Raw genomic sequence first — 15,092 nt, forward strand, 5'->3', positions numbered from 1 at the left:
CATGATAGAGTGCCTTCTCTTTTTTGACTAGAAAATTGCCTCAGGTGGCCCCGAGAATTATTTTACACATATATTACATATATCATGTTAATACGAGACTAAGCCAGCGGAATTCCTGACACCATTCAAGAATTCCGCACTGCTTTATACACTGTTCCTCATCTGAGCGTGTCTTTGCCGCCCATATACGGCCGGAGAACATCCGGAACAATAACAGACCCATCGTCCTGTTGATAATTTTCCAGAATGGCAGCAAGCGTCCGTCCGACGGCAAGACCGGAACCATTCAATGTATGGACATGTTCCGGTTTCTCTTTTTCCCCTCTGCGAAACCGGATGCCAGCACGTCTTGCCTGAAAATCCTCAAAATTGGAACAGGATGAAATTTCACGGTAGGTTTCCTGGCTCGGGATCCAAACTTCAATATCGTACTTTTTAGCGGCAGTGAACCCTAAATCACCCGTGCACATGTTCATTACACGATACGGCAAGTTCAACAATTGCAATACCTTTTCCGCATGCCCCGTAAGTATCTCCAGCGTTTCGTAGGAATCTTCCGGTTTCGTAAAATGAACCAATTCCACTTTATTGAATTGGTGCTGGCGAATAAGTCCACGCGTATCCCGTCCGGCTGAGCCTGCCTCTGAGCGGAAATTCGCACTGTATGCGACATATTTGCTCGGAAGATCCTCCATGCTCAAAATCTCATCCCGATAAAAATTCGTCACAGGTACTTCAGCTGTCGGAATCAGAAAATAGTCCCAGTCCTCCAATTTAAAAACATCCTCAGCAAATTTTGGAAGCTGACCCGTTCCTGTCAGACTTCCGCGATTAACAATTTGCGGCGGCATCATTTCCGTGTACCCGTGATTATCAGCATGTACGTCCATCATAAAACTTATCAGTGCCCGTTCCAACCGTGCTCCAAGCCCTTTGTAAAATACAAAACGGCTCCCGGTCACTTTGGCGGCCCGTTCAAAGTCAAGAATATCCAAGTTGGCAGCAATATCCCAATGCGGCTGTTTCTCAAAACCAAATTCCGAATGAGTGCCCCACCTGCGTATTTCCACATTATCGTCTTCGTCGTCACCGACCGGCACACTTTCATGTGGAATATTCGGAATGGACAACATAATCATTTCCAATGAATCTTCCAGGTCGTTCAACTCATTGTCAAGTTCTTTTATTTGATCACCGACTTTCCGCATTTCCTCAATAGCCGATTCAGCATCTTTTTTTTCTTTCTTCAGTTCGGAAATTTGTTTCGATGTTTCATTCCGTTTGGCCTTCAGAGCCTCCGTTTCCGAAATCAATGTTCTTCGGCGTTCGTCAAGTTCACCAAACCGGTCCAGTTCAGAAAGATCTTCCCCGCGATAGGATAATGCTTCCTTAACCTCTTTAAAGTTATTTCGTAAAAATTTCCGATCAAGCATCGTGACATCCTCCTTATTAACATATAAAAAACTCCCGTCCCTGACTGTCAGGGACGGAAGTTTGCTTTCCGCGTTGCCACCCTTATTGAAGAGATATCCCCTTCCGGCTCCATACGATAACGGTTTTCCACCGAGTTTACCTACTGTTATTTCAGCAAACCAGTTTAAGGATGGATTCACAGGCAGCCATCACCGATTCTCACCTGTCATCGGCTCTCTGAAGACAGCTGACACCTGTTACTATTTCCTTTCGTTACTGTTAATCATTATTATTACATCACAAATGACGTCCGATTAAGACGCAAGGCTATTTTTTGATTGTTCCACCATTTCGATAAAATATGCAATAAAACGATGATCATCTGTTAATTCGGGGTGAAAAGCCGTGCACAAATAATGGCCCTGTTTAGCCGCAACCATCCTTTTCTGATAGTCAGCCAGTCCTTCCACCTCATGGCCTGCTTCAGTGATATACGGCGCCCGAATAAACACAGCATGGAAACCATCTCCTGCATATGTTATATCCAAAGTTGCTTCAAAACTTGCCACTTGTCTGCCGAATGCGTTTCTGGCAACGGTGATATCCATCAAACCAAGATGACGACTGTCCTGCCCCTCAACAGCATTCGCCATCAAAATCATTCCCGCGCACGTACCAAATACTGGTTTTCCCTGTCTGCCAAATTCTCTAATAGCATCAGAAAAACCATAACTGTCCATCAGCCTTTGCATTGTTGTGCTTTCACCGCCAGGAATAATCAATCCATCTATTTCACTGAGCTGTTCCACCCGCTTGATCTCCACGGCAGCAGCACCGCATGCTTCGATGGACCGTATATGTTCGCGGACGGCACCTTGCAAGGCAAGTACACCAATCACATTCATCGTTATTCCTTCTTTCTATTCACTGCGATCCTGCATCCGGTCATGTCCTTCCAATGTTCCCATTTCAATGCCTTTCATTGCATTACCAAGGTCTTTGGAAAGCTCACTGATTAATTGGTAATCCGTATAATGTGTTGTTGCTTCAACAATCGCCTTAGCATACTTTTCCGGATGTGTCGATTTAAAAATACCTGATCCAACAAAGACACCATCCGCTCCAAGTTGCATCATAAGAGCCGCATCCGCCGGTGTTGCTACCCCGCCGGCTGCGAAGTTGACAACAGGAAGACGACCTTCCTCGCGGATGTTCATCAGTACGTCATATGGTGCCCCAATGTCTTTAGCATAGGTCATCACTTCATCATCCGACATCGATGTCAATTTCCTGATTTCAGATTGGACCTGGCGCATATGGCGAACGGCCTCAACAATATTTCCTGTACCGGGCTCACCTTTGGTACGGAGCATAGATGCACCTTCACCAATACGTCGTGCCGCCTCCCCAAGATTGCGACAGCCGCAGACAAACGGTACCGTATAATCCGATTTTTTCAAATGATACACGTCATCGGCTGGGGTCAATACTTCACTTTCATCGATATAGTCAGCCCCCATAGACTCCAATACACGTGCTTCCACCATATGTCCGATACGAGCTTTTGCCATCACTGGAACCGATACAGCATTCATCACCTCTTCGGTAACTTCTGGACTTGCCATGCGAGCAACACCACCGGCTGCACGGATGTCAGACGGAACACGTTCCAGTGCCATAACGGCAACAGCACCCGCATTTTCCGCTATTTGAGCCTGTTCGGCATTAACAACATCCATAATGACGCCGCCCTTTTGCATTTCTGCCATTCCACGCTTCACACGATCTGTACCCGTATTCACCATCGCTCTACCTCCAATATATAATTGTTTCTAGTTTTATTTTACTACACATCTCCGCCTGAAGTCGATCAAGCAGTATCGACTATTAGAACCAGCCTTTAACCGTATCCGTCACTGTTGTAAATAGATTGGAAAAAAAGTGTCCGACCGATCCAATGGCGAGCATGAACCAGTTAGCTTTTTCCACCTTGCTCTGTGCTGTCAGATCCATGGTCTGTTTGTTTACATCCGGAAAAATATAGCCATAATCATCGTCGCCTTTATAAACGATTTCAGCTGTGCCGATCTTTTCTCCTTTTTTAACTGGCGCCGTCAGTTTTTCTTCTTTATTTAATTTGTCTTTATTCAAATGATACGTCATGGCGTAGTTCTCTTTTTGGCCCTGTTTTATATACGAACGGAACGAGTCGTTGACGGCTATCTGTACCGTATCCTTTTTTCCTTTGGCTACTGGCATGTTTGATTTATCATCCAGCTGATAACCTTCCGGAAATATCTCTTGTTTCTGGAATTGCTGGAATCCGTAATTCAACAGTTTTGCTGTCTGCTGAAAACGTGCTGGTTCACTTTCGGCTCGCATAATGACAGAAATAAACCGATTGCCATCACGTTTTGCCGTTCCTGTGAAACAATACTGCGCCATGTCTGTGTGACCGGTTTTCAATCCATCAACGCCTTTATAATGAAATTGCTTAAGAGAACTTGCCTCTTTCGGGTCATGCGGGAGCATCCAGTTATAGTTGCGAATGGTTTGGCCATCAAAATTTGTTGATGGAACTTTGGATACATCAAGCGCTTTTGGATAGTCATTGATCAGATGATACGCCAACAGCGCCGCTGATCGGGCAGAAAGCTGATTATTGGCATTCGGATCGGTTCCCTCCGGTACATTGTCGCCGAGGGACGAATTGTGTAGTCCTGTCGAATTAACAAACTTATAATCCGGCAGTCCCATCTCTTTGGCCTTCTTGTTCATCATTTTGACAAACTCACCTTCCGAGCCTGCAACCAGTTCGGCAAGGGCGATCGTGGTGGCATTGTCCGAATTAATGGCCATTGCTTCGTACAATTCTTTAACGGTATAATCTTTACTTTGTTTCAGGCCGACACCGGAAAATGTCGTGTTGGCCGATATACTGTACGCATAATCGCTGATCTGTGTCGTGGTATCCCAACTGATGTCGCCATCCTCAATCGCTTCATGAACGAGGTATTCCGTCATCATTTTAGTCATGCTGGCAGGGGGAAGGGCCATGTCCGGCTTTTTAGCGTACAAAATTTTACCTGTTTTCGCATCTACCAGAATGGCTGATTCCGCATCCAGATCTAAATCTGATGCCTGTACCGTCCATGGCTGTGTTACGGCAACAGCGATCATCACGACAACAGCCAAGAATAGGGACACATATGTCTTTCCACTATAGCTCACTTTCGTTTCCTCCACTTTGATTAAGTATGTCTTTGCTGCATTCTACTGACCATTAACATTCGTATTTTATCATAAAAAATAGAAAAAAAATAGACAGGTAAAAGCCCTATCTATTTAAAATCATTAGGAAAAAATTACTATGTTACGTTGGCGTCACAAGTTGATACCCCCTCAGGAGTAATTGGGAGCCTCTTTAGTTATTTGCACATCATGCGGGTGGCTTTCCCGCATTCCGGCGTTGGATATCCGAATAAAACGGGCATTAAGACGCATATCATCGATGGTCGGAGTGCCACAGTAGCCCATACCCGCACGCAGACCCCCGGCCAATTGATGGGTCGTGTCAGCGAGTGGTCCCTTATAGGCCGTCCGTCCTTCTATACCCTCCGGAACCAGTTTTTTAGCATCTTCCGCATCCTGGAAATACCGGTCTTTGGAGCCTGCCTTCATCGCACCGACCGATCCCATACCACGGTAGACTTTATATTGCCGGCCCTGAAAAATCTCTTTCTCTCCTGGACTTTCCGATACACCGGCAAACATACTTCCAAGCATCACAGCGTGAGCACCGGCAGCAATAGCTTTTACAATGTCACCGGAATACTTGATCCCGCCATCAGCAATGATGGGAACACCGTATTCAGATGCCTTGGCCGCACAATCATAAATAGCCGTAATCTGCGGCACACCGATGCCTGAAACCACTCTTGTTGTACAAATGGAGCCAGGACCAATACCCACTTTGACAATCGTTGCACCCGCTTCAATCAAATCGGCGGTTGCCTCGGCCGTAGCAACATTGCCTGCAATAATATTTAAATCCGGATACGCATCGCGAATAGTACGGACTTGTTCGAGTACGGCCTGCGAGTGTCCATGTGCCGTATCTACGACAATAACATCAGCACCTGCTTCAGTCAGCTTTTCGATTCGCTTCATGGAATCACCGGAAATACCAACAGCTGCACCTGCCAAGAGACGTCCTTGTCCATCCTTGGACGAATTTGGAAATTCAATGGCCTTTTCAATATCTTTAATCGTAATCAGCCCTTTAAGGACACGGTCATTATCAACAAGCGGGAGTTTTTCAATGCGTTGATTCTGTAATAATGTCTCCGCTTCTTCCAATGTGGTACCAACAGGGGCTGTCACAAGGTTTTCACTTGTCATAACATCTTTAATCGGAATTGAATAATCCTGGATAAAGCGTAAATCCCGGTTTGTTAGAATACCTGTCAATTTTTGTTCATCGATATTGTTCACAATAGGAACACCGGAAATACGAAATTTCCCCATCAGATGTTCCGCATCATAAACCTGATGCTCTGGTGTGAGGAAAAATGGATTCGTGATCACACCGCTTTCCGAACGCTTCACCCGATCGATCTGTTCCGCTTGATCCTCAATCTGCATATTTTTATGAATGATGCCCAAACCGCCCTGACGAGCCATTGCAATCGCCATTTCTGCTTCCGTCACCGTATCCATCCCGGCACTGATCAACGGCAACTCAAGACGAATGTTTGTCGATAAATTCGTGCCTATATCAACTTCATTAGGCAGTACATCCGATTTCGCCGGCATCAGTAATACGTCATCAAACGTCAATCCTTCTTTGGCAAACTTGTCCTCGCGCATTGGTTTAACCTCCTATCAGTGAGTATGCTCGCTGTGATTAAAATTATGAATCCGGGGCAAACTAAGTCAAGACATTCTATTGATAATAACAATACGGCAACAACGCCACATTTGCAACAGCTTAGCGGGCACACAAAAGAAAAACTTCAATTCTGAAATTTACCACAATTAGGAGCTTCTATAATGCTTACCAACAACATTTCACAGTTTTATACTTATTTGCAGTCTCAGCAGAATGCTCAAGCGTATTTGGCCGATTGCTACCATCGGAAATTAAAAATGAATAATGCTTCCGTTAAAAGCTTTGAAAACTGTTCGCCATTTATACATTATCTGGATCACGGGTTGCGTTTCTACCAAAATGGCAAACAACTGGAACCTTTATTGCAGCCGCTTTTATTTTTTTATGGCATGGTGCATTTAATCAAAGCAAACCTGCTGTCGGTACGTCCGGATTATCCGGAATCGACGGCCATTCTGGCTCACGGTGTATCCAGCAGAAAACGCAAAAAACGGGATTATACATTTATGAAAGATGAAGTAAAAATTCAGCAAAACGGCCTATTTTCCTACTTTACCACTCACCTTTTTGCTATCCGGACACCGCCTTTTACTAAAATCAAAATGAACCAGCTGTTTGCGCTAATACCGGAATTGGGGCCCTTATTCCGGTATCAAGCGGGGGACAAGCTGACAGCCGTCGGAAAACGGGGGGCTAGGTCATTGCAATTCCCCAGTTGGATAATCGATCACTATCATTTAACCGTCAACACTTTTATTAATCGCATCAAACCATACTTACCGCCAATAAAAATGACGCAAACAAACCATAATTACATAAATATTGAGCTATATGAACCACTTTGTCCGTCAGAGGCCAGTCCCTTTTTCACTAGCATGACGGATGATCAGGTCTATTTTCCAATTAACCGGGACGATTGCTTACCCATTTCTGAAGTGATGGTCCATTATTTGCTTCTCTATAACTTAAGCATGCTGTGCCGTTATGAGCCGGAATGGTGGGGGGAAGTCCTTGCTGCCAAGCCGGATGCCGACTTTCCATTTATCCGATCCTTTTTAGAGATAACAGCGGAAAAAATCCCGATGTTGCTCGGCGTAACACTTTTAACCAACTGTGACTACCTGTGAACGTTTGACATCGGGGTTATTCCCCATTCTCTTGCGCATTATCTGTGTCATGGTCACCATCCGTAACGGCTCTGGCTTCCCAATCGTTATCCTCAGTGCTGTCATCTTCCGGATCGTCTTCTTCCTGTTCCGCCACAGCAACAGTAGCCACTTCCTCATCTTCCTGAAGCCGGATCAGCCGGACACCTTGTGCATTTCGTCCTGTTTGGGAAATGCTGTCCACCGGAATCCGGATCAATACGCCTGCTGCGGTTATAAGCATAATATCCTCGTCACCTGTGACAGCTTTTACGGCTACGACGTTATTGTTTTCGGATAATTTGCATGTGTAAATGCCTTTGCCACCGCGTTTCGTTACCCGATATTGTTCCTCTGGTGTACGTTTTCCGGTCCCATTGTTCGTCACATGAAGAACGTGCATTCCTTCGTCCAGTATTTCCATGGAAACGACGTCATCATCGTCCCGTAATGCAATACCGCGTACGCCGGCTGCATTTCTTCCCATTTCCCGAACCTCATCTTCAGGGAAACGGATGATATAACCCGTTTTCGTGCCGATCATCATATCTTTCTTTCCATCCGTCATTTGAACAGAAATAAGCTCATCCTCTTCACGGAGTCCTACGGCAATAAGTCCACCTTTACGAATATTCGCAAACTGTGACAGGCTGGTCCGTTTGCAAATGCCATGTTTGGTCGTAAAGAATAAGAAATGGTCACTGCTGTATTCAGAAACGGTAATAACCGCATTAATCCATTCTTCCTTCGCCACCTGAAGCAAATTAATGATGGGGATTCCTTTGGCGGTACGACTGAACTCCGGAATTTCATAACCTTTCGCACGGTAAACTTTCCCTTTATTGGTAAAGAAAAGGACCGTGTCATGGGTGGATGTGGATACGAGATGTTCAACAAAGTCATCATCATTTGTTCCCATTCCCTGAATGCCACGACCGCCACGTTTTTGTGTCCGATATGTCGAGGCAGGCAGCCGTTTGACATATCCGTGATGGGTAAGCGTAATCACGATGTTTTCTTCCGGGATCAAGTCCTCATCCTCAATCGAGTCAATCCCACCGGACACAATCTCTGTACGGCGATTGTCATTAAATTTATCCTTAATGGCAATCAGTTCTTCTCGGATAATCTCCAGTAATTTTTCATCATCGGCAAGAATAGCTTTCAATTCATCAATTTGCTGCAGCAAATCATCATATTCATTGTTGATCTTATCCCGTTCCAATCCGGTCAGTCGTTGCAGACGCATATCAAGAATAGCCTGAGCTTGCTTGTCCGTCAGCTCAAACTGTTCCATCAGTCCGTTTTTGGCTGTGTCGGTCGTTTGGGAATTGCGAATGAGTGAAATAACGTTATCAAGGTTATCAAGTGCAATTCGCAGACCTTCCAAAATATGAGCCCGTGCCTGTGCTTTGCGCAGTTCAAATTCGGTACGCCGTGTCACAATTTCTCTTTGATGTTCCAAATAATGTTCCAAACATTGTTTCACAGTCAGTATTTGCGGTCGTCCATTGACAAGCGCAAGCATATTAATCCCAAATGTCGTCTGAAGTGCGGATTGTTTATACAAATTGTTCAGGACTATGCTTGAATTGGCGTCACGGCGCAGTTCAATAACAACGCGCATGCCGTTGCGATCCGATTCATCACGTAAATCCGCTATACCCTCAATCCGCTTATCTCGGACCAATTCAGCAATTTTTTCAACCAGTTTAGCCTTGTTAACCTGATATGGCAATTCCGTGACGATCAGACTTGATTTCCCGTTGGCATGTTCTTCGACGTCCACTTTCGCCCGGACGGTCACCGATCCTTTCCCCGTTTCATAAGCTTTTCGAATACCATTTCTCCCAAGAATTTCACCGGCCGTCGGAAAATCAGGACCATGAATATAGGACTCCATCAATTCATGGATGGTGATATCAGGATCTTTACTGAGGGCCAACACGGCGTCGATTGTTTCACCAAGATTGTGAGGGGGGATATTGGTTGCCATTCCGACAGCAATTCCAGCCCCACCGTTAACAAGCAGATTTGGAAAACGGGAAGGAAAAACAACTGGTTCGTGCTCTGTGCCATCATAGTTTTCCGTATAATCGATCGTATCTTTATTGATATCTCGCAGCATTTCCATGGAGATTTTAGACATGCGTGCTTCGGTATAACGCATCGCTGCTGCCGAATCCCCATCGACAGAGCCAAAATTGCCATGTCCGTCGACAAGCATATAACGATAACTGAAATCCTGGGCCATCCGGACCATGGCTTCATAGACGGCCGAGTCACCGTGCGGATGGTATTTACCAATGACTTCGCCAACGATGCGGGCCGATTTTTTATACGCTTTATCGGCATGCATGCCAAGGTCGTTCATCGCATATAAAATTCTGCGATGAACAGGCTTCATGCCATCACGTACATCCGGAAGGGCCCGTGACACAATAACACTCATGGCATAATCGAGGAATGATGTACGCATTTCCTGACCGAGATTAATTTCTTGAACATTTGGACGCTCGTGATCCGCCATTTAACATACCTCCAAATCTCACTTCCCGAAAAACACGGCACGTCAAGCCGGTTCCATGAGAAGACTAACCTTAATATTGCTGCTTCCTATTACTGTATTGGTATGACTGTATTGATTACCGCAGAAAGTACAAGTACTTACACATCCAAATTTTGCACATATTCCGCATTCTCCTGAATGAAATTCCTGCGCGGTTCCACTTTATCCCCCATCAGCATATCGAAAATATAATCCGCATCCATCGCATCCGATAGCTCGACCTGAAGCAATGTGCGGGTATCTGGGTTCATCGTGGTTTCCCAAAGTTGGGTTGCATTCATTTCACCAAGCCCTTTATAGCGCTGAAATCCGGGTTTTGGTGAGTTCGGTATTTCTTCTAAAATTCGCTCCATTTCCTTATCATCGTACGCATAGTAGGCGGCTTTTCCCTGCTGAATTTTATACAATGGCGGCTGCGCAATGTAAACATAGCCGTTTTCAATCAGCGGACGCATATAACGATAGAAAAATGTTAAAAGTAAAGTGCGGATATGGGCACCGTCCACATCAGCATCGGTCATAATAACAATTTTCCCGTACCGTGCTTTCGTCATGTCAAATTCCTCACCAATGCCGGTACCGAGTGCAGTAATCATTGCCCGAACTTCTTCATTAGATAAAATTTTATCAAGACGAGCTTTTTCGACATTCAATATTTTGCCTCGTAATGGCAATATAGCCTGGAAGTGTCGATCGCGCCCCTGTTTAGCAGATCCACCTGCTGAGTCACCCTCAACAATATATAGTTCTCCGATGCTTGCATCCTTGGATGAGCAATCGGCCAGCTTACCAGGCAGATTAGAAACCTCAAGCGCACTTTTACGCCTTGTCAGTTCCCGTGCCTTCTTGGCAGCAATTCGCGCTCGGGATGCCATTAACCCCTTTTCCACAACGACTTTGGCAATGTCCGGATTTTCAAATAAAAACTTGGAAAAGACGTCACTGAACGCCGAATCGGTCACCTTTTTTACTTCGCTATTTCCAAGCTTTGTTTTTGTTTGCCCTTCAAACTGAGGATCTGGGTGCTTAATGGAAATGATCGCTGTCATACCCTCCCGGACATCATCGCCGCTCAAGTTCGGATCATTTTCTTTAAACATGTTATTCTTCCGGGCATAATCATTGATAACCCGGGTCAGTCCGGATTTGAACCCCGATTCATGAGTTCCGCCTTCATACGTATGAATATTGTTGGCGTACGAATAAATATTGCTGGCAAAACCATCATTATACTGAATGGCGACTTCAACTGTTATCTGTATATCTTCACTTTCAGCATAGAACGGTTCATGCAATACTTGACGATTCCGGTTGATATACTCGACATAGGAACTGATACCGCCCTCGTAGTAAAACTCGACAGGTTCTTCGTTGGTTCGTTTATCCTCAATGGCAATCGTAATGCCTTTATTTAGAAATGCCAGCTCCCGTAACCGTTGAGTGAGGGTGTCAAAATCAAATTCAACAATCTCGGTGAAAATTTCCGGATCCGGTTTAAATTGTATCTTTGTCCCCGTTATATTCGTTTCATCAATAGTTTCGACAGGCCCTTGAGGTATGCCTTTTTCAAATCCAAGATAGTAAACTTTCTCATCACGGTAAACATAAACATCCAATGTGCTTGACAGGGCGTTAACCACCGAGGCGCCGACACCATGCAATCCGCCGGAAACCTTATAACCCCCGCCACCAAATTTACCGCCAGCATGCAGAACGGTCATAATGACTTCAATTGCCGGTTTGCCGGTTTTCTTTTGAATATCGACAGGAATGCCGCGCCCATTGTCGATGACGGTAACACTATTATCTTTTTCAAGAATAACGTTAATTCTGTCACAAAAACCGGCCAGTGCTTCATCAATACTATTATCAACTATTTCCCATACGAGATGATGCAACCCTTTTTCACTGGTTGCCCCGATGTACATTCCGGGCCTTTTGCGAACCGCTTCCAGTCCTTCCAATACTTGAATCTGCTCCGCATCATACGCCTGATTATTTGAGACTTTTTCCTCTGCTGACATCTTATCACCTACGTTTCTACTAATAGATGGTCCTTAAGCGCTTATTCTTCGAGTTCATTTGAAAAGTCTTCCAGTGTACTGGTCGACAGAGTCATGCCGGAACGCTTTTTGAGCGTTGCAACGGACAAGGAGCTGCAATAAATATCATCTTCCGTGATCACAACAGATTTAACGTCATCAGCAGCGTTGAAGACGTGCTGCTTTATGCCTGTGTTCACCAGCATTTCTTCCATAATGCTGGACGACATCGCGACATTACGGTCAATAATGGAAATAATATCGTCTGATTGGATAATGCTATCATTGCCTATATGAATAAACATTCTATCCCCCCATCATCATGTATGTGCAACACCATCTCTGACATGAAACAACTCCGCTTTCCGCAGTGTTTCATGGTTAATCCCGTCAACACTTGTTGTGGATACAAAGGTCTGTACTTTGCCTTGAATGCTATTCAATAAATGGGACTGCCGGTGATCATCCAATTCGCTCAACACATCATCAAGAAGCAATACCGGATATTCACCAACCTCGCTGGAGATAAGTTCAATCTCGGCAAGCTTCACCGATAAAGCGGCAGTCCGCTGCTGTCCTTGAGAACCGAATGTCTGTACATTTTTCTGATTAACATAAAAAATGAGATCATCCCGGTGCGGTCCTGCTAAAGTGGTGCCACGTTCAATCTCTTTGTCCTGTAACTCATGATATTTATTCGTATATACAGTCTCTATCGTTTCCTTATTTGCTGATTCTGATACCTCAATGGTAGGAGCATACCTGATTTCAAGTTTCTCCATACTGCGAGTAATACTATCGTGAACCGGAGAAGCCCACTTCCGAAGCAATTCCAGAAAAACAAATCGTCGCTCCAACAAGATCGCTGCATGTTGCGAGAGCTGATCGGTCAGAACCTGCAACATATCAGGATCCCATTTTTCCTGGAGCTTCATCTGTTTGAGTAAATGATTACGCTGTCGCAACGTTTTCTGGTATTGACCCAAATGGTACATGTAGCTCGGTTGTATCTGACCAAGTTCCATATCGATAAACCGTCTTCTGATCTGAGGCGATCCTTTAACGAGGGCCAAATGTTCTGGGGCAAACATGACAACGTTGAGCGCACCAATATAATCGCTCAAACGTTTCTGCTCCAGATGGTTTAATTTTGCTTTTTTGCCCTTTGCTGACAAAATAACTTCGAGCGGGAAATGGCGATTTCGTTTGTAAATGGTTCCTTTGACTGTTGCGTAAGCCTGTTCCCACTGAATAAGCTCTTTTTCTCTGGGCGTCCGGTGTGATTTTGTGAATGCGAGTAAATAAATGGCTTCCATCAGATTGGTTTTCCCTTGCGCATTCTCCCCGATGATAACATTGACTTTATCATCAAAGGAAAGGTTCAATTGTTCATAATTTCGGTAGTTTTTCAATTGAAGGTGGTTAATTTTCATAGCAATTCCCCGCGACTATTCTTTGGAAACGACAAAGGTCCCGATATCATCCACGGTCACGCTGTCACCCGGGTACAACTTTTTGCCTCTTTGGTATACACGCTCATCATTAACCAGCACTCCAATGTCCTGTAAGTAGGCTTTAACCATCCCGCCAGAGTCAAGGACATTCATCATTTTCATAAACTGCCCCAGTGGAATAAAATCCGTGCTTATTGCTATTTCTTCATAACGATTCATAAGTTTCACCAGACTTTGTTCATAATGGTCAGTACGCTTTTTATACTTCCTATCTATTTTACTAAAAATTTATTGATAAGGGAAGGAAAGAGCATCTTATTTTTATTATGATCAAGAAATACAGAGGTAAAACGAATAAAAGTGGAACAGCTGAAAAATACTCCAGCTGTTCCACTTGTTCAAATATCGGATTAATTGAAAAAGTTTTGGTGATCAATACGTTCTCACGGGCAGAATTAATTGCAATATGGGATCACCGTTGATCGGCTTAATAATAAATGGACGCATAGCACCAGTGAATTCAATAATGACGTCATCATTTTCGATGGCTTTTAATGCATCAAGCATATATTTGGAACTGAATGATATCTTAACGTCTTCTCCTTCCATGGATTGAAGGGAAACTTCTTCAGCTACTTGCCCAACTTCCGGGGAATTACTGCTGATCTGTAGCGTTTCCGTATCTTTGGTTGTTAATTTGACCACATTGTTGCGTTCATCTCTTGCAAGCAGTGACGCACGATCAATGGTATCAATCAATTCTTTTGTTTTCAGATGTAGTCGTGTTTGGCTTTTTTCAGGAATCAGCCGTGATGTTTCCGGATAGTTGCCATCGAGCAGCCGTGACAGGAAGTTTAAATGCTTCGTCCGGAAGAGAATTTGATTGTTGGCAACGCTTATTTCCACTCTTTGGTCATTATCATCTAGAATTTTATACAATTCATTTAAGCTTTTGCCCGGAATAACAATGCTAGAAAATGCGGCATGCATATCCTCGATGGAAACTTGACGTGATGCCAGCCGGTGACTGTCCGTTGCTGTGAAATGAAGTGTTTCTTCGTCCATTTTAACATTAACACCGGTAAGAATGGGTCTTGTTTCCATCGAGGAAACGGCGAAACCAGTCTGCTTAATGAGATTTTTTAACAAATCAGCCTGGATTTCAAAGTTGTCATCTGTCTGCAGTGCCGGTAATTTCGGATACTCGTCCGCATCCTGTCCATTCAGGTTAAATTTGGCCTTTCCGGAACGAATGGTCACTTTTAGACTCGCATCTGCCTCAATTTCAACAGTCTTTTCTGGAAGTTTTCGAACAATATCTGGAAAATAGCGAGCTTGCACAACGATACTTCCAGCTTCAATTTGTTCCGCATTGATCATACCATCTTCTTCAGCCGGTATAAATGATTCAATTGAAATATCAGAGTCACTACCAGTTAATGTGATGCCGTCTGATTCAGCTTTTATTTTCATTCCGGTCAGGATAGGAATAGCGGCCTTAGCTGAAATAGCCTTCATGACGTCTTGTACACTGGAGATCAGTTGGTCACGCTGAACGACAAATTTCATGAGATGAAT

The 15,092-nt window shown here is 44.3% G+C and carries 12 protein-coding genes and 1 other annotated feature; of the genes, 1 reads left to right on the plus strand and 11 read right to left on the minus strand.

Features of this window, described 5'->3' with window-relative positions; translation table 11 throughout:
• Positions 1–158: 158 nt before the first annotated feature.
• The 5 genes from serS to guaB all read right to left on the minus strand — a co-directional run bounded on the left by serS (position 159) and on the right by guaB (position 6,282).
• On the minus strand, positions 159–1,433 hold the full coding sequence (gene serS, locus ABDZ72_RS06055; RefSeq protein ID WP_343751792.1) for a serine--tRNA ligase: 1,275 nt from the start codon (positions 1,431–1,433) through the stop codon (positions 159–161).
• A gap of 46 nt (positions 1,434–1,479) precedes the next feature.
• Positions 1,480–1,696 (minus strand) — a binding site (T-box leader).
• Between the two features lie 31 nt (positions 1,697–1,727).
• Positions 1,728–2,318, minus strand: a complete 591-nt coding sequence (gene pdxT / locus ABDZ72_RS06060; protein ID WP_343751794.1) for a pyridoxal 5'-phosphate synthase glutaminase subunit PdxT — start codon at positions 2,316–2,318, stop codon at positions 1,728–1,730.
• A 15-nt stretch (positions 2,319–2,333) separates the two neighbouring features.
• Entirely contained in the window at positions 2,334–3,218 is an 885-nt protein-coding gene (gene pdxS, locus ABDZ72_RS06065; protein ID WP_343751795.1) for a pyridoxal 5'-phosphate synthase lyase subunit PdxS, read from the minus strand.
• 82 nt (positions 3,219–3,300) lie between these two features.
• Positions 3,301–4,644, minus strand: a complete 1,344-nt coding sequence (locus ABDZ72_RS06070) for a serine hydrolase (protein ID WP_425542357.1) — start codon at positions 4,642–4,644, stop codon at positions 3,301–3,303.
• A 171-nt stretch (positions 4,645–4,815) separates the two neighbouring features.
• Positions 4,816–6,282 (minus strand): IMP dehydrogenase, encoded by a 1,467-nt coding sequence (gene guaB / locus ABDZ72_RS06075; protein ID WP_343751796.1) that lies wholly within the window; start codon positions 6,280–6,282, stop codon positions 4,816–4,818.
• A gap of 183 nt (positions 6,283–6,465) precedes the next feature.
• Here guaB and ABDZ72_RS06080 point away from each other — a divergent pair, with 183 nt between their 5' ends.
• Entirely contained in the window at positions 6,466–7,431 is a 966-nt protein-coding gene (locus tag ABDZ72_RS06080) for a YaaC family protein (RefSeq protein WP_343751797.1), read from the plus strand.
• A 16-nt stretch (positions 7,432–7,447) separates the two neighbouring features.
• Here ABDZ72_RS06080 and gyrA read toward each other — a convergent pair whose 3' ends face one another.
• The 6 genes from gyrA to dnaN form a co-directional block, all read right to left on the minus strand.
• Entirely contained in the window at positions 7,448–9,979 is a 2,532-nt protein-coding gene (gene gyrA / locus ABDZ72_RS06085; protein ID WP_343751799.1) for a DNA gyrase subunit A, read from the minus strand.
• 137 nt (positions 9,980–10,116) lie between these two features.
• Entirely contained in the window at positions 10,117–12,042 is a 1,926-nt protein-coding gene (gene gyrB / locus ABDZ72_RS06090; protein ID WP_343751800.1) for a DNA topoisomerase (ATP-hydrolyzing) subunit B, read from the minus strand.
• Positions 12,043–12,083: 41 nt separating this feature from the next.
• Positions 12,084–12,365, minus strand: a complete 282-nt coding sequence (remB, locus tag ABDZ72_RS06095) for an extracellular matrix regulator RemB (RefSeq protein WP_343751801.1) — start codon at positions 12,363–12,365, stop codon at positions 12,084–12,086.
• 15 nt (positions 12,366–12,380) lie between these two features.
• Complete coding sequence (gene recF / locus ABDZ72_RS06100; RefSeq protein ID WP_343751802.1) at positions 12,381–13,493, minus strand: DNA replication/repair protein RecF; 1,113 nt, start codon at positions 13,491–13,493, stop codon at positions 12,381–12,383.
• 15 nt (positions 13,494–13,508) lie between these two features.
• The gene (locus tag ABDZ72_RS06105) at positions 13,509–13,733 is read right to left on the minus strand and encodes an RNA-binding S4 domain-containing protein (RefSeq protein WP_343751803.1); all 225 of its coding nucleotides are present in this window, start codon (positions 13,731–13,733) and stop codon (positions 13,509–13,511) included.
• A 213-nt stretch (positions 13,734–13,946) separates the two neighbouring features.
• A complete protein-coding gene (dnaN, locus tag ABDZ72_RS06110; RefSeq protein ID WP_343751804.1) occupies positions 13,947–15,083 on the minus strand; it encodes a DNA polymerase III subunit beta in 1,137 nt (378 codons plus the stop codon).
• Positions 15,084–15,092: the final 9 nt, after the last annotated feature.

It is taken from the genome of Lentibacillus halophilus, from assembly GCF_039522485.1.
Classification (GTDB): domain Bacteria; phylum Bacillota; class Bacilli; order Bacillales; family Amphibacillaceae; genus Lentibacillus; species Lentibacillus halophilus.